We start from the raw sequence: 14,855 nt of genomic DNA, 5'->3' as shown, positions 1-14,855 counted from the left end.
CCGATTCCGTTGTGATCATCCGAATCCGTGACGGCGGATCCGGCGGTCGTCAGCCGCCGATGCCGCGGATGGGCGGGTGGTGGAAGGTGTCGCCGAACGCCCGCTCGGACGCCCCCTCGCGGTCGAGGTAGGGCGAGGCGCCGCCGTCGATGAACGGCCAGCCCGCACCGAGGATGAGGCACAGGTCGATGTCCTCGACCTCGGGCACGACGCCCTCGTCGAGCATCAGCTTGATCTCGGTGGCGAGGCCGTCCTGCACGCGACGCAGGATCGTGTCAGCGGATGCCGGTGCGGACCCGACGTGTCCCTTCAGCGCCTTCTCCGCTGCCTTCGAGAAGCCGGTCACCCGTCCACCCTTGTCCTTCTCCACGACCTCGGGCAGCTCGGCGAGCTGGTGGAAGTTCTCGTTCGCGTAGAAGCGGTCGGGGAACGCGTGGACCATCGTGTCCTGCACGTGCGCCGCCACCTTCCAACCGACCAGGTCGATGAGCTGGAACGGCCCCATCGGCAGGCCGAGGGGGGCGAACGCCTTCTCGACGTCGGCGACCGGGGTGCCCTCGTACACGGCGCGAGCGGCCTCACCCATGACCTTCGCGAGCAACCGGTTGACGACGAAGCCGGGGGCGTCGGCGGTCAGCACCGCGTTCTTGCCCAGCCCCCGCGCGACCACGAAGGCGGTCGACAGCGCAGCATCCGTCGTCTGCGGCGTCTTCACGATCTCGATGAGCGGCATGACCGCCACGGGGTTGAAGAAGTGGAAGCCGACGAGGCGCTCGGGGTGCGCGAGCTTCGAACCGATCTCCTCGACCGACAGCGACGAGGTGTTGGTCGCGAGGATCGCGTCTTCGGCGACGATCTTCTCGATCTCGCCGAAAACGGCCTGCTTGACCCCGACCTCCTCGAAGACGGCCTCGATGACGAAGTCGCAGTCGGCGTACAGGCTCTTGTCGGTCGTCCCGGTGACGAGCGCACGCAGCTTGTTCGCCGAGTCGGCGTCGAGGCGCCCCTTGGCCTCGAGCGTGCCGATCTCGTCGTGGATGTACGCGACACCCTTGTCGACGCGCGCCTGGTCGAGGTCGGTGATGAGCACCGGCACCTGGAGCTTGCGCACGAACAGCAGCGCGAACTGGCTCGCCATGAGACCGGCGCCGATGATGCCGACCTTGGTGACCTTCTTGGCGAGGGCCTTGTCCGGCGCGCCGACGGGACGCTTCGCGCGCTTCTGCACCAGGTCGAAGGCGTACATGGATGCCGCGAACTGATCGCCCGTGACGAGGTCGGCCAGCGCCTCGTCCTCCCGCGCGAAGCCCTCGGCCTTCGTGCCGCTCTTCGCCTTGTCGAGCAGTTCGAGCGCGGCGTAAGGGGAGCGGGGGACGGTGCCGATCCTCGATTCGAGCATGCCGCGTGCCATCTTGATGGCGATCGGCCACTTGGTGAGACGCTCGATCTTGCCCGGCTCGTTCTTGCGGTCGACCTTCACGGCACCCGTGAGGACGCCGTCGGCCCAGGCGAGGGAGCTCTCCAGGTAGGTCGCCGCGGGGAAGATCGCGTCGAAGATTCCGTACTCGAACGCCTGCTGGGGCTTCAGCATGCGGTTCTGCTTCAGCGGGTTGCTGATGACGACCTCGAGCGCGTTCTCGATGCCGATGAGGTTGGGCAGCAGGTAGGCGCCGCCCCACCCGGGGATGATCCCCAGGAAGACCTCGGGCAGCGCGATCGCGGCCGCCGAGGCATCCACCGTGCGGTAGGTGGAGTTCAGGGCGATCTCCAGGCCGCCGCCGAGGGCGAGGCCGTTGACGAAGGCGAAGGACGGCACACCCAGGTCACCGAGCGCGCCGATCACCTTGTGACCGAGCTGCGCCACCAGGCGGGCGTTGTCCTTCGACCCCACGCGGGTGATGTCGGAGAGGTCCGCACCGGCGGCGAGGATGTACTGCTTGCCGGTGATGCCGACGGCCTGGATCTCGCCGGCGGCGGCGCGCGCCTTCAGCGTCGCGAGCGTCTCGCCCAGCTCCGTGAGCGTCGCCGGACCCAGGGTGTTGGGGCGGGTGTGGTCGCGGCCGTTGTCGAGCGTGATGAGGGCGAGCACCTTCCCGGACGGGAGGGTGATGTCGCGCACGCGCGAGTGCGTGACGACCTCGCCGTCGGCGAGAGCGGTCAAGGGCGAGAAGTCGATCTCTTCGTAGTTGGTCATGTCCGTACCTCTCAGCGCTTCTTGCCGTTGTAGTGCGGGTTCTCCCAGATCACCGATCCGCCCTGCCCGAGCCCGACGCACATCGCGGTCAGGCCGTAGCGGACGTCGGGCCGCTCGGCGAACTGCGCGGCGAGCTGGATCATCAGGCGCACACCGGAGGCGGCCAGCGGATGACCCAGGGCGATCGCGCCGCCCCACTGATTGACGCGCGGGTCGTCGTCGGCGATGCCGAAGTGGTCGAGCAGCGACAGCACCTGCACCGCGAAGGCCTCGTTCAGCTCGAAGAGGCCGATGTCGTCGATCGTGAGCCCGGCCTTCTTCAGCGCCTTCTCCGTCGACGGGATGGGGCCGATGCCCATGATCTCCGGCTGCACACCGGCGAAGGCGAACGAGACCATGCGCATCTTCGGCGTCAGCCCGAGCTCCTTGACCGCGCCGCCGCCGGCCAGCAGCGACATCGTCGCGCCGTCGGTCAGGGGCGACGACGTGCCGGCCGTCACCCGACCGTGGGGGCGGAACGGCGTCTTCAGCGCCGCGAGGTCTTCCATCGTGGTCTGCGGGCGGCGGCCCTCGTCCTCGGTCGCCAGGCCCCAGGTGCCCTCGGCATCCTTGATCGCGACGGGCACGAGGTCGGGCTGGAACCTGCCGGCCTCGTACGCGGCCTGCGCCTTGTGCTGGCTGAGCATGCCGAACCTATCGGAGCGCTCCTTGGTCAGCTGCGGGAAGCGGTCGAAGATGCGCTCGGCCGTGACACCCATGTTCAGCGCGCCCGGGTCGACCATCTTCTCGGCCACGAAGCGCGGGTTGGGGTCGGCGTTTCCGCCGATGGGGTAGTGCCCCATGTGCTCGACGCCGCCGGCGAGGGCGACGTCGTACATGCCGGCGCTGATCGACGCGCCCATCATGGCCACGCTCGTCATGGCACCGGCGCACATTCGGTCGATCGCGAATCCGGGCACGGTCTGCGGGAGGCCCGCGAGGATGGCGACGGAGCGCCCGAGGGTGAGTCCCTGCTCGCCCGTCTGGCTCGTGGCGGCGATCGCGACGTCGTCGACGCGCTCGGCGGGCACCGCGGCGTTGCGCGCCATGAGACCGATCGTCGCCTTGACCGCGAGGTCGTCCGCGCGGGTGTTCCAGTACATGCCCTTCTCGCCGGCACGCCCGAACGGGGTGCGCATTCCATCGACGAAGTAGACGTCCGAGAGCTCGGCCACACTGCCTCCAAGGGTTGAGATTCAGTCCAGCGTACGGTGAAACTCAGTCTCACCGAAACGCTTGGGACGATTCTACGATGCCAGGTCGGACGCAGCCTCGGGTGTCTGGACGGATTCGACAAAAGCGCCGGCGATGACGGGGGCGGTGAGCGCGATCTGCCACGGGCGCGCGCCGTGCGACGCGAGCGCGTCACCGATGGATGCCGCGTCGATCTCGGCCGGGGGAGTCCAGGCGATGCGACGCAGAGTGTCGGGGGTCAGGAGGTTCTCGGTGGGCATCCGCAGCTCGACCGCGAGCTGCTCGAGCAGCGGTCGCGCGGCCTTCAGGCGCAGGTCGGCGGCGGGATTGCGATCCGCCCAGGCGCGAGGCGGCGGCATCCCGTCGCCCGTCGCGCGCTCCGCCGGCAGCACGGGATCGGCGCGGCCCGCCTCGATCGCGGCCCACCAGCGGTCGAGCTGGCTACGACTGGCTCGCCCCGTGAAGTCCTTCACGCGTGCCAGGTCCTGCTTGCTGGCCGGGTCGGCCAGCACCGCTGCGACCAGCGCGCGATCGGGAACCAGGCGGCCGGGGGAGGTGTCCTGCTCGCGCGCGAACTCCTCGCGCGCGAGCCACAGCGCACGGGCGACCGCCAGCGCGCGACGTCCGCGGACGGTGTGCAGGCCGCTGAGGCGACGCCACGGCTCTTCGCGGGCGGGTTTCACCGGTCGCGTGCGCACCGTCTCGAACTCCTGCGCCGCGATCTCCGTCTTGCCCTGCTCCTCGAGCTCGGCCACCAGCACGTCGTGGACGTCCACGAGATGGAGGACGTCGAGCGCCGCATACTCCAGCCACGGCTGCGGCAGCGGACGGGTCGACCAGTCGGCCGCGGAGTGGGCCTTGGCGAGGCTGATGCCGAGCGTGTCCTCGACGACGGCGCCCAGTCCCACGCGCTCGTGCCCGAGCAGGCGGGCGGCCAGCTCGGTGTCGAAGAGGGACGGCGGCTCGAGACGCTCGTCGCGCAGCGACGGCAGATCCTGACTCGCGGCGTGCAGGATCCAGGGGATGTCGCCGATCGCGTCCTGAAGCGCGCTGAGGTCGCCGACGGCCGGGGGGTCGATGAGGAAGACACCCGCCTCCCGCCGGAAGACCTGGATGAGGTACGCCCGCTGCGAGTACCGGAAGCCGGAGGCCCGCTCGACGTCGACCGCGACCGGGCCCGTGCCGGCGACGAGCGCGTCGACGGCGGTGGCGAGACCGGCGGCATCCGTGATGACGTCGTACTCAGCCACGCGTTCCCCTTCCCGTTGCACCCCGCTGCGAGCCGAACACGGCGATGCCCTCTGATCCCGGCGGAAGTCCCGCCAGCATGCACACCAGCTCCGCCCAGGCCTCGACGTGAGCGGACAGATCGCCGTCGGGCGTCCAGGACGACCTCAACTCGATCTGCGCCCCGTCGCCTTCGTCGGCCAGCGATCCGAATCCCTTCGACAGGGTCTTCGTCGCCGTTCCGGACTCCGCATGGAAGGCCGCGCCGCGCGTGTCGAGCGCGTCGACGAGCCAGGACCAGGCGACGTCCGCGAGCAGCGGGTCGACGCCGATTTCAGGTTCGAGCGGAGCTTGCGCAAAACACACGATACGCCACGCGCCGCCCCAGGCGTCCGGCTCGGAGGGGTCGTGCATGAGCACGAAGCGCCCGGTGCCGTACTCGGAGTCGATGCCCTCGGCATCCGGTCGCACGTCGCCGGCGAACGCGATCGCCTCCGGGGCGAGACTCGTCGGCGCGGCGATCTCGCGCACGGAGAAGTCGGATCGGAACGTGAGGGCGCGCAGCTGCTGCGCGGCACGCGCGAAGGCGGGCGTCTCAGCGGCGGGACGGGTGTCATCCACGCTCACAGACTAGGATGGCCCCACGATGAAGGCACCCAGGCGCGCCGCCTTCGGCGCCTCACGAATCGGCCCTGCGGCGACTCTGCGGATGCTGGCTCTCGCTCTCGCCGCCGCCCTGTTCGCGGTGGTGGCGATGGCCGCGGGAGTCGCCCTCCGGATGGCCCGTCGCGTCGTGACCCCCTCGGGGCGCGTACCCGACACGCGCATCGTCGACATCGACGTCCCCGCGCAGACGATCACGCTGGCGCGCACCGCCGATACCGTGCTGCCCGGCCGCTACGGCCTGTTCACCACCGGATCGGCCGACTACCTGAAGGTCGGGTCGGTCCTCTCGAGCGACGAGACCACCGTCAAGCGCAAACTGCTCACCCAGGTGAGCGGGCAGTCGACGCTTGCGCCCGCCGCCGCGTTCAGCGGCTGGTACTATCAGCGGCCCGAGGAACTGCACCTTCCGTTCACGACGGAGCACGTCCACGCGGCGATCGGACCCTGCCCGGCCTGGCTGTTCCCCGCCGAGCCCACCCGCGACCTCGACGACGAGACCTGGGTCATCCAGATCCACGGGCGCGGCACCACACGGGCCGAATGCCTCCGCGCGGTCCCCGTCTTCCACGCGCTCGGCATCACCTCCCTCGTCGTGTCGTACCGCAACGACGGCGACGCCCCGCGCAGCCGTGCGGGCGCCTACGCGCTCGGCGCCACCGAATGGCGCGACGTGGATGCCGCCGTCGGCTGGGCCCTCCGACACGGAGCGCGCCGCGTGCTCCTGATGGGGTGGTCCATGGGCGGGGCCATCGCCCTGCAGACCTCGCTCGGCTCGGCGCATCGCGAACAGATCTCGGGCGTGATCCTCGACTCGCCCGTCGTGGACTGGCGCACCGTGCTCGCTTACCAGGCGAAGGCCCTGCACGTGCCGTCTCCGGTCACTGGTCTGGCCATCGGCGCGCTGCGCTCCGACTGGACCGCGCCGGCCACCGGTGCGGACGGGGCGATCCCGTTCGACCGGCTCGACATCGTGGCCCGGGCGGGCGAGCTGCGGCATCCCGTGCTCATCCTGCACAGCGACGACGACGGCTTCGTGCCCTCGAGCGCCTCCCATCGGCTCGCCGCAGCGCGGCCCGATCTGGTCGACCTCCAGGTGTTCCGCACGGCCCGCCACACCAAGCTGTGGAACTACGACCAGCAGCGGTGGACCGATGCGATCGGCGACTGGCTCCGCGACCGCGACCTGCTGCCGGTGCCGGCGACGCACCCGACCGACGAGGGAGAACGATGACGTCGACGACCACCGGGATCGTCCGGCTCGCGGAGCGCCAGCCCGCCGTGTCGGGCGCCGAGATGGTGGCCGCACTCGTGCCGCCGCCGCAGTTCGACGACGCGACGTTCGAGACCTATCGCGCCGATCCCGCCTACCCGTCGCAGCAGGAGGCGAAGGACCGCCTCATCGCGTTCAGCCGGGGGAGCGGCCCGGCCGAGCGCGGCGGACTGTTCCGTCGGGCGAAGAAGGCACCCGAGATGAAGCCCGGCGTCTATCTCGACGGTGGGTTCGGCGTCGGCAAGACCCACCTGCTCGCCGCGATCTACCATGCGGTGCCCGCACGCCGGAAGTACTTCGGCTCGTTCATCGAGTACACGGCCCTCGTCGGAGCGATCGGCTACCAGAAGACCGTCGAGCTGTTCCGCGGCGCCGATCTGCTCTGCATCGACGAGTTCGAGCTCGACGACCCCGGCGACACGATGGTGATGACGCGGCTGCTGGGAGAGCTGGTGCCCACCGGCACGCGGCTGGCCGCCACCTCCAACACCCCGCCGAACGCACTGGGGGAGGGCCGCTTCGCCGCCCAGGACTTCCTCCGCGAGATCCACGCGATGGCCGCGAGCTTCGAGACGATCCGCATCGACGGCACCGACTACCGTCAGCGCGCCATCGACGGCCACGCCGAGGTGTGGGACGACGACGGCTATCGCGCCGCGATCGACGAGGCCGCCGCATCCGGCGTGGTCTCCGACGACCGTTTCGGCGACCTGATCACCCACCTCGCCACCGTGCACCCGTCCCGCTACGTGCGCCTGCTCGACGGGCTGTCGGCCATCGGCCTGCGCGACGTGGTCACACTGCAGGATCAGTCCGCGGCCCTGCGCCTGGTCGCCTTCGTCGACCGCGCCTACGACGCGCAGATCCCCGTCCGCGCGACCGGCCGCCCCCTCGACGAGGTCTTCGGCGACGACATGCTCGCCGGCGGATACCGGAAGAAGTACCTCCGCGCGATCTCGCGCCTCAACGCGCTCACGCATTCCTGAGGGGATTCACCGGCGTCGACCGCCCGGACGAAACGTGATGTTTACCTGAGCGGTGCCCGTGTAACCGACGCGAAACACGAGACGCATGCCGTCGGAAACGGCACGCCGCGACACTGATTGCGCTGGGACGTCCCGACCCCGAAACCGCGACGACCCGGTCCGAGTTACACAACACATCAGTGAGGACCTTCATGGACAGCGGAAATCTCGCTTGGTATATCGCCGCAACGGCGCTCGTGCTCTTTATGACGCCCGGAGTGGCCTTGTTCTACGGCGGGCTCGTCAAGGCCAAGAGCGTCATCAGCATGATGATGATGAGCTTCGGCGCGATGGGACTGGTCGCCGTGCTCTGGATCCTCTACGGATTCAACATGCAGACCGCCGACTGGTGGGGCGGCATCCTGGGCAACCCCTTCTCCGACTTCGGCCTCGGCACGATGGCGACCGGTGAGGACGCGACCGTGAACCTCACGGCCGTCGCCTACGGCGCCACCTTCGCGATCATCACCGTGGCCCTCATCTCCGGCGCGATCGCTGACCGCGCCCGCTTCGGCTCGTGGATGATCTTCGCGTTCTTCTTCGCGACGATCGACTACTTCGCCGTCGCCGGCTGGGTGTGGAACACCAACGGCTGGATCTTCAACCTGGGCACGACGCTGGGCTTCTCGACCGAGGTGATCGACTACGCCGGTGGCACCGCTGTCCACATCAACGCCGGCGCGGCCGCCCTCGCGCTCGCCCTGGTCCTCGGCAAGCGCGTCGGCTTCCAGAAGGGCATCCACAAGCCGCACAACGTGCCGCTCGTGATGCTGGGAGCCGCGATCCTGTGGTTCGGCTGGTTCGGCTTCAACGCCGGCGCGGCCGCCTTCTACGCCGCTCCCGAGGGCACCACGGGTGACATCCTGAGCGGTATCGCCGGTGTCGGCTCGCCCGCGGGCCTCATCGTCCTCAACACGCTCGGCGCGACCGCTGCCGCCATCCTCGGCTGGGCCATCGTCGAGAAGCTCAAGGACGGCAAGCCCACGGCCGTCGGCGCCGCCTCCGGTGCCGTCGCGGGTCTCGTCGCGATCACCCCCTCCTGCGCCAACCTCGCTCCCGGTTGGGCCCTGCTGCTCGGCATCATCGCCGGTGCCGTCTGCGCCCTGGCCGTCGAGCTCAAGTGGCGCCTCGGGTTCGACGACTCGCTCGACGTGGTCGGCGTCCACCTGGTCGGCGGTCTGATCGGAACCCTGTTCCTCGGCTTCTTCGCGACCGGCACGGGCCTGTTCCTCGGCGGCAACGCCGAGCAGCTCATCCTGCAGGCGATCGCGGCGGTTACCGTGCTGATCTTCTCCTTCGTCGTCGCCTACGTGCTCGGCTTCATCATCGAGAAGACGATCGGCTTCCGCGTCAAGAACGAGGACGAGGTCGCCGGCATCGACACCGCCGTCCACGGTGAAGAGGGCTACGCGCTCGTCGACTGACGCTCCCGCGTCACCAGCCCGAAGGGGCGTCGGATCTCCCGGTCCGGCGCCCCTTCGGCGTGCACGCACGCTCGCGGTGCGCCAGCCGCTACGCGTTGTACCAGCCGCCACGGGACGGACCGCCCGCGGGGTAGCGGCTCGCACGCGGGATAGCGGTTCGGAGATCAGCGGGGTGGGGGAGGGGAGCGTGGTTGGTAGCGTGTGTCCATGACGGAGCGCCAGCGGAACGGATCTCTGACGGCACTGCTGCGCGGCGTCGTCGGCCTCTTCAGCCGCAATGGGTCGCGGCGGGCGGCGCCCTCGTCCCGGTCGGCGGGAGCACCCACGTCGCCGTCCTCGCCGGGACGCGAGGGGGAGACCGCCACGCGCGAGGTACGGCCTCCCGCCCGTGGCGGGCTGCGCATCTCCTACAGCCCGCGGCGCGACGGTGCGCCGGATGCGGGGGAGGTCGTCTGGACCTGGGTGCCCTATGAGGAGAACGACGGTCGGGGCAAGGACCGCCCGGTGCTCGTGATCGGTCGCCACGGCGCCGACCGCGTCTACGCCGTGCGGCTCACCAGCAAGTCGCACGACGGCGACCGCGACTACCTGTCGATCGGGCCGGGCGCGTGGGACGCGCAGGGCAGACCCTCGTGGGTCGACATCGAGCAGCTGTACAGCGTGCACGTGCGCGGCATGCGACGTGAAGCGGCGACACTCGACCGTCGCCGCTTCGCCGGGGTGGCCGCGGCGCTGCAGCAGCGGTACGGCTGGACCAGCGACCTGTAGCGGACGCGATCGCCCGCGATCACTCCGAGACGGCGCGCTGCACGACCGGCGCGAAGATGATGATGGCCGCCCCCAGCAGCGCCACCCCCGAGCCGACGTAGTCCCAGATGGTCGGCTTGAAGCCGTCGATGACGATGCCCCAGGCGAGCGAGCCCGCCACGAACACACCGCCGTACGCCGCCAGCACGCGTCCGAAGTGCGCGTCGGGTTGGAAGGCCGCGACGAAACCGTAGGCCCCGAGCGCGAGCACACCGAGCAGCGCGAACAGCCAGCCCTTGTTCTCCCGCACCGACTGCCAGATGAGCCAGGCGCCGCCGATCTCCGCGACCGCGGCGAGCAGGAAGAGGACGATGATGCGCGCCGTGGTCATGGCGTCAGTCTGCCAGCGCCCGATGTCGGGGGTGTTTCCCGCCGCCGGAGCCCACTCGTCGCGGTTCCGGTGCCAGGAACGGCCGTGGCCAGGCACCGAGCGCGAGCACCGCGAGCACCGTCTGGACGAGGCCGGTCGTGAAATAGATGCCGTGGAGGGGCGACCAGACGAGCAGCATCGCGATCTCCACGAAGATCCAGATCATCATCACGAGGCCGGATGCTGCGTGCAGTCCCCACGTGACGGAGAGATGCCGTCGCTGCGCGGCCAGGGCGAGCGCCTGCGCCCCGCCGACGACGAATCCGAGGATGAGGGCGGGCCAGAGCCACGAGGTGAACGGGGTGCGCTCGAGCCACTCCGGCGGCATCCCGACGCTGTCGCCGCCCACGACCGTGAGCAGTAGAAGCCCGATGACGGCGGACACCAGGTTGAACCAGGCCACGATGAGCAGGGACAGCCGGATTGCGCGGGGAACCCTCATGGGCGCGACCCTACCGGCGCACCGGCGACCGAGCATCCGCGCACGGCCGTGAAATGGCCCGCAGGGAGGGGGGGATGGTGGGCGATACCAGACTCGAACTGATGACCTCTTCCGTGTGAAGGAAGCGCGCTACCAACTGCGCCAATCGCCCATGGCCCGTGCGGGCCGAGATCCGATGCTACCGGATGCGGGCCCCAGGCACGAATCCGTCAGCGCTCGGATGCCGAGACACGCGCGGGGTGCGCCCGGTTTTGCGATGCGCGGATAGTCGGCTAAAGTCGATCAAGTTCCCGGGGCAACCAGGGAGCACGCGGATGTAGCGCAGTTGGTAGCGCATCACCTTGCCAAGGTGAGGGTCGCGAGTTCGAGTCTCGTCATCCGCTCGAGTGCAGGGATCTCTTTTCGAAGTGATCACGGCACGTGGGGTCAAACCACACGGTTAATCCACACGGTGGCGTGGCCGAGCGGCTAGGCACCGGCCTGCAAAGCCGTTTACACGGGTTCGAATCCCGTCGCCACCTCGCCTCATAACTGAACATGCCTGTACAGGCGCGATTGGCGCAGCGGTAGCGCGCTTCCCTGACACGGAAGAGGTCACTGGTTCGATCCCAGTATCGCGCACAAGAACAACCCCGGTCAGCCGGGGTTTTTTTGTGCCCGGGTGCGGGCCGTGCAGGTCGCGCGTCGCCGCCGCGGCATCCGCCTCTCCCACCGCAGACGAAAAAGGCGGGACGTTTGCATCTGACGTCCCGCCTTGCGCAGTCCATCTCGGGAGATGGTGCTGCGATCGTGATGGTCCCCAGACCGTTCACCTCCTCACCGTAACCACACGCGATCACAGACGACGCTTTGGGATCCGGCGTGGCGCCGTCGCGCTCCGCCGATGATTTCTTGGTGCCGTCTTGGTGCGATGTCGTCAAACTCGGGTCGTGCCCCCCACGCGAGCCCAGGCCGATCAGACGTCTGACCCCGTTCCGCCGCGGTCGCGGGTTCCCGAACCGACCGCCGCCTTCTGGGCCGCCAAAGCGGCATCGACGGCGCTGGGGGAGGCGGTCTCCGACTACTCCATCCGCATCATGCCGCCCGAGGTCGCCGTGCTCCTCGGCTTCGCGTTCTTCGTGGGCGCCGTCGGTTTCCAGCTCACGCGCCGCCGGTACCGTCCGCGTGCCTACTGGCTCGCCGTCGCCGCGGTCGGCGTGTTCGGCACGATGGCCGCCGATGTCATGCACGTGGCCCTGGGGGTCCCTTACCCCGTCGCCGCGACAGCCTACGCCGTCGCCCTCGCGATCGTGTTCGTGCTGTGGCGACGTGTCGAAGGAACCGTGTCGGTGCATCAGACCACGACCACCCGCCGCGAGCTGTTCTACTGGGCCGCGGTGGTCGGCACCTTCGCGCTCGGGACCGCGGTAGGAGACTTCACGGCCGTGGGACTCGGCATCGGCTACGTCGGCTCGATCGCCCTGTTCACGGTCGCGATCGCGGTGATCGCCGCGGGCCACCGGTGGGGCCGTTGGCCCGCGGTGCCGGCGTTCTGGGCCGCCTACGTCCTGACGCGTCCCTGGGGCGCGTCCGTCGCGGATGCCCTCGCGAAGCCGATCGCCGAGGGCGGGGCGGGCCTGGGGTCGGGGTGGGTGGCGCTCGCCTTGACGCTGCTCCTGATCGTCCTGGTGGAATCGATGCGCCGCCGCGGAGCGACGCTCACACCCGCCGTGGCCTGAGCATTAGGCTCGCGGCATGGCCCACCTCGTGCTCACCGTCGTCGGCGACGACCGCGCCGGTCTCGTCAGCGCCCTCGCCCACACCGTCGCGGACCACGGTGGCAACTGGGAGCAGAGCGAGCTCGCCGAACTGGCGGGCGCGTTCGCCGGCATCGTGCTCGTGTCGGTGCCCGATGACCAGCAGCAGTCCCTCATCACGGCGCTGAACGGCCTCGACGGCCTGCTGCGGATCACGACCCACGACGCACCGTCACCGACGTCGATCGCGACACCGCACGCCGTCTCGTTCACGGTCCTCGGCAACGACCGCCCCGGGATCGTCCGCGACGTCACCGCCGCCATCGCGGCCCACGCCCTGAGCATCGACACCTTCCGCAGCCGTACGCTCGACGCCCCCATGGCGGGCGGCACCCTGTTCGAGGCGACCGTCACCGTCAGCCTGCCGGCCGATGCGGATGCCGGTGCCCTCTCGAACGCCCTCGAAGCGCTCGCCGGCGAGATCCAGGTCGATCTCACCGTCGGCTGACGCCGGAGATGGACGAGCTCGCCGACGCGATCCGCGCCGATCTGCGGCTCTCCGCCGACCCCTCGCGCGCCGCCGGCCAGCAGGCCTACATGAAGTCGGCGATGCCGTTCCTCGGCGTGCGGGTGCCCGCCGCGAGGCGGCTCGCGCACGCCCGCGCGCGCGGCATCCGCGACGGCGTCGTGCTGCAGGAGACCGCGCTCACGCTCTTGGACGGCGCGCAGTTCCGTGAGGAGCGGTATGCCGCGCTGGCCCTGCTCGCGCTGCGACCGGTGAAGGGCGACCTCGCGATCGTCCCGATGATCGCGCACATGGTGCGGACGGGTCAGTGGTGGGACATCACGGACGAGCTCGCGCACCGCGTCGCGGACCTGCTCGACGCCCACCCCGCGGAGGCGACCCTGCTCGTGCGCGGCTGGAGCGTCGACGACGACCTGTGGATGCGGCGGCTCGCGATCATCGCGCAGCTCGGCCGACGCGACCGTCTCGACCTCGATCTGCTCACCGATGTCATCGAGCAGAACGCCGACGATCCGGAGTTCTTCATCCGCAAGGCGATCGGGTGGGCGCTGCGCGATGCCGCGCGCACGAGACCCGACGAGGTGCGCGCGTTCGTCGCCACACACCGTCTGAGCCCCCTCAGCGCCCGAGAGGCCCTCAAGAACCTCTGAGCCCGCCTGCCCACGATCCGACCGGGTCTCCCGCGCCGGACTCAGCGCAGCGCGAGCGGGAGGACGGCCAGCGCCACCGTGACCGGGGCGACGACGAGCCCCAGCAGGATGTAGCGCTTCCACGGCACATCGACGCCCACGGCGTGCAGCCGTTCGTGCCACAGCAGCGTCGCCAGCGATGCCCAGGGCGTGATGAGCGGTCCCGCGTTCACGCCGATCAGCAGAGCCGCCAGACGCACGGGAGAGCCCGCCGCCGACTCGAGCGCGAGGTACGCCGGCAGATTGTTGACGACGTTCGCACCCAGGAGCCCGACGCCGGCGACCTGCCACAGCGAGACGAGATCCTCACCCGTTCCGGTCGCCGCAGCCAGCAGCGCCCCCGACCCGAGCGCCTCGGCGGCACCGACCGCCAGGAAGAGCCCCGAGGCGAACACGACCAGCTGCCACGGCACCAGAGCCCACCGCAGCACACGCGGCGAGCGCCAAGCGAAGACGACCGACAGCACGACGGCGGCGCCGAGCGCCGGCATCCACGGCGGGATGCCGATGACCAGCAGCGGCATCATGACGACGAGCACCACGGCGGAGATGCGCAGCAGGGCCGGATCGGCGACGCGCGGCGGCCGCGCGGGGGTGAACCGACCGCGCAGGTCGCGGCGATTCGTCAGCCACAGGAGCACGACCGTGACGACGGTGGCGATGACCGCCGACGGGCCGAGCAGCACGAGGAAACCGAGGGCGTCGAGATCGCCCAGTCGGTGCGCGGCGAGGAGGTTGGTGAGGTTCGACACGGGCAGGAACAGCGACGCCGTGTTCGCCAGCCACACCGTCGCGAACGCGAACGGCATCGGCGACAGCCCGTTCGCGCGCGCCACCGCGACGACCACGGGCGTCAACAGCACCGCGGTGGTGTCGAGCGACAGGAAGGCGGTCACCACCGCCGCGAACGCGACGACCATCAGCCACAGGACGATCACGCGCCCCCGTGACAGGCGCGCCAGCCGGGCCGCGGCGGCGTCGAAGACACCGGCCTGCGCCGCGAGCTCGGCCACGACCGTGACGGCCACGACGAAGAGCAGGATCGGCCAGACCCGATCGCCGATCTCGAGGGCGGCCTCCGGTGGCAGCACCCCGAACACGACGGCGGCGCCGCCCAGGAGCAGCAGCACCGCTCCGACCACGGCAAGCATCACGGCATCCATCATGGACCCTCATCGAGCGGTCCGGTGCGGCGATAGACTGCACACATGGAACAGAGCCGGATCAGCGCCTTCGCGACCGGCAC

General features: G+C 70.2%; 14 protein-coding genes and 4 tRNA genes. 10 read left to right on the top strand and 8 right to left on the bottom strand.

All coding sequences use genetic code 11. The features are described from left to right. Window positions 1-49: 49 nt before the first annotated feature. From MHO01S_RS01835 to MHO01S_RS01820, 4 genes are all read right to left on the bottom strand, one after another. The gene (locus MHO01S_RS01835; RefSeq protein ID WP_060959562.1) at window positions 50-2,194 is read right to left on the bottom strand and encodes a 3-hydroxyacyl-CoA dehydrogenase NAD-binding domain-containing protein; all 2,145 of its coding nucleotides are present in this window, start codon (window positions 2,192-2,194) and stop codon (window positions 50-52) included. Between the two features lie 11 nt (window positions 2,195-2,205). Beyond that, a complete protein-coding gene (locus MHO01S_RS01830; protein WP_061781758.1) occupies window positions 2,206-3,408 on the bottom strand; it encodes a thiolase family protein in 1,203 nt (400 codons plus the stop codon). A 72-nt stretch (window positions 3,409-3,480) separates the two neighbouring features. Next, on the bottom strand, window positions 3,481-4,677 hold the full coding sequence (locus MHO01S_RS01825; protein WP_060959564.1) for a ribonuclease D: 1,197 nt from the start codon (window positions 4,675-4,677) through the stop codon (window positions 3,481-3,483). Then, on the bottom strand, window positions 4,670-5,275 hold the full coding sequence (locus tag MHO01S_RS01820; protein ID WP_060959565.1) for a DUF3000 domain-containing protein: 606 nt from the start codon (window positions 5,273-5,275) through the stop codon (window positions 4,670-4,672). Before MHO01S_RS01820 ends, MHO01S_RS01825 begins: the two co-directional genes overlap by 8 nt. Before the next feature lie 25 nt (window positions 5,276-5,300). Here MHO01S_RS01820 and MHO01S_RS01815 point away from each other — a divergent pair, with 25 nt between their 5' ends. The 4 genes from MHO01S_RS01815 (at window position 5,301) to MHO01S_RS01800 (ending at window position 9,807) form a co-directional block, all read left to right on the top strand. Beyond that, window positions 5,301-6,551: an alpha/beta hydrolase family protein gene (locus MHO01S_RS01815; protein ID WP_061781757.1), complete on the top strand. Its 1,251-nt coding sequence runs from the start codon at window positions 5,301-5,303 to the stop codon at window positions 6,549-6,551. After that, a complete protein-coding gene (gene zapE / locus MHO01S_RS01810) occupies window positions 6,548-7,576 on the top strand; it encodes a cell division protein ZapE (protein ID WP_060959567.1) in 1,029 nt (342 codons plus the stop codon). The genes MHO01S_RS01815 and zapE overlap by 4 nt, the downstream gene beginning before the upstream one ends. 191 nt (window positions 7,577-7,767) lie before the next feature. Next, a complete protein-coding gene (locus MHO01S_RS01805) occupies window positions 7,768-9,039 on the top strand; it encodes an ammonium transporter (protein WP_060959568.1) in 1,272 nt (423 codons plus the stop codon). A gap of 207 nt (window positions 9,040-9,246) precedes the next feature. Continuing rightward, a complete protein-coding gene (locus MHO01S_RS01800; protein WP_060959569.1) occupies window positions 9,247-9,807 on the top strand; it encodes a type II toxin-antitoxin system PemK/MazF family toxin in 561 nt (186 codons plus the stop codon). A 19-nt stretch (window positions 9,808-9,826) separates the two neighbouring features. Here the strand turns inward: MHO01S_RS01800 and MHO01S_RS01795 are convergent, their stop codons facing one another. The 3 genes from MHO01S_RS01795 to MHO01S_RS01785 all read right to left on the bottom strand — a co-directional run bounded on the left by MHO01S_RS01795 (window position 9,827) and on the right by MHO01S_RS01785 (window position 10,809). Then, entirely contained in the window at window positions 9,827-10,177 is a 351-nt protein-coding gene (locus MHO01S_RS01795) for a YnfA family protein (RefSeq protein WP_060959570.1), read from the bottom strand. A 4-nt stretch (window positions 10,178-10,181) separates the two neighbouring features. Next, the gene (locus MHO01S_RS01790) at window positions 10,182-10,658 is read right to left on the bottom strand and encodes a hypothetical protein (protein ID WP_060959571.1); all 477 of its coding nucleotides are present in this window, start codon (window positions 10,656-10,658) and stop codon (window positions 10,182-10,184) included. A 75-nt stretch (window positions 10,659-10,733) separates the two neighbouring features. After that, window positions 10,734-10,809: transfer RNA gene (locus MHO01S_RS01785), tRNA-Val, on the bottom strand. A 159-nt stretch (window positions 10,810-10,968) separates the two neighbouring features. Between MHO01S_RS01785 and MHO01S_RS01780 the strand changes: the two genes are divergently transcribed. From MHO01S_RS01780 to MHO01S_RS01755, 6 genes are all read left to right on the top strand, one after another. Next, a tRNA-Gly gene (locus tag MHO01S_RS01780) sits at window positions 10,969-11,041 on the top strand. 67 nt (window positions 11,042-11,108) lie between these two features. After that, a tRNA-Cys gene (locus MHO01S_RS01775) sits at window positions 11,109-11,179 on the top strand. Between the two features lie 28 nt (window positions 11,180-11,207). Continuing rightward, window positions 11,208-11,279: transfer RNA gene (locus MHO01S_RS01770), tRNA-Val, on the top strand. A 308-nt stretch (window positions 11,280-11,587) separates the two neighbouring features. Then, a complete protein-coding gene (locus MHO01S_RS01765) occupies window positions 11,588-12,376 on the top strand; it encodes a COG4705 family protein (protein WP_060959572.1) in 789 nt (262 codons plus the stop codon). A gap of 16 nt (window positions 12,377-12,392) precedes the next feature. Continuing rightward, on the top strand, window positions 12,393-12,902 hold the full coding sequence (locus tag MHO01S_RS01760; RefSeq protein WP_060959573.1) for a glycine cleavage system transcriptional repressor: 510 nt from the start codon (window positions 12,393-12,395) through the stop codon (window positions 12,900-12,902). A gap of 8 nt (window positions 12,903-12,910) precedes the next feature. After that, window positions 12,911-13,570 carry a DNA alkylation repair protein gene (locus MHO01S_RS01755; RefSeq protein ID WP_061781756.1) on the top strand — a complete coding sequence of 220 codons (660 nt, stop codon included), beginning with the start codon at window positions 12,911-12,913 and terminating at the stop codon, window positions 13,568-13,570. Window positions 13,571-13,611: 41 nt separating this feature from the next. Here MHO01S_RS01755 and MHO01S_RS01750 read toward each other — a convergent pair whose 3' ends face one another. Next, window positions 13,612-14,772: an ArsB/NhaD family transporter gene (locus MHO01S_RS01750; protein WP_082734146.1), complete on the bottom strand. Its 1,161-nt coding sequence runs from the start codon at window positions 14,770-14,772 to the stop codon at window positions 13,612-13,614. Window positions 14,773-14,855 lie beyond the last annotated feature (83 nt).

The sequence above is a fragment of the Microbacterium hominis NBRC 15708 genome (assembly GCF_001592125.1).
GTDB lineage: Bacteria > Actinomycetota > Actinomycetes > Actinomycetales > Microbacteriaceae > Microbacterium > Microbacterium hominis.
This window is presented reverse-complemented; position numbering and strand designations above follow the sequence as displayed.

Coding starts and splice junctions, on each gene's coding strand:
- MHO01S_RS01790 (WP_060959571.1), bottom strand. CDS start 10,658: ATGAGGGTTCCCCGCGCAATCCGGCTGTCCCTGCTCATCGTGGCCTGG.
- MHO01S_RS01835 (WP_060959562.1), bottom strand. CDS start 2,194: ATGACCAACTACGAAGAGATCGACTTCTCGCCCTTGACCGCTCTCGCC.
- MHO01S_RS01815 (WP_061781757.1), top strand. CDS start 5,301: ATGAAGGCACCCAGGCGCGCCGCCTTCGGCGCCTCACGAATCGGCCCT.
- MHO01S_RS01805 (WP_060959568.1), top strand. CDS start 7,768: ATGGACAGCGGAAATCTCGCTTGGTATATCGCCGCAACGGCGCTCGTG.
- MHO01S_RS01750 (WP_082734146.1), bottom strand. CDS start 14,772: ATGGATGCCGTGATGCTTGCCGTGGTCGGAGCGGTGCTGCTGCTCCTG.
- MHO01S_RS01760 (WP_060959573.1), top strand. CDS start 12,393: ATGGCCCACCTCGTGCTCACCGTCGTCGGCGACGACCGCGCCGGTCTC.
- MHO01S_RS01800 (WP_060959569.1), top strand. CDS start 9,247: ATGACGGAGCGCCAGCGGAACGGATCTCTGACGGCACTGCTGCGCGGC.
- zapE (WP_060959567.1), top strand. CDS start 6,548: ATGACGTCGACGACCACCGGGATCGTCCGGCTCGCGGAGCGCCAGCCC.
- MHO01S_RS01795 (WP_060959570.1), bottom strand. CDS start 10,177: ATGACCACGGCGCGCATCATCGTCCTCTTCCTGCTCGCCGCGGTCGCG.
- MHO01S_RS01755 (WP_061781756.1), top strand. CDS start 12,911: ATGGACGAGCTCGCCGACGCGATCCGCGCCGATCTGCGGCTCTCCGCC.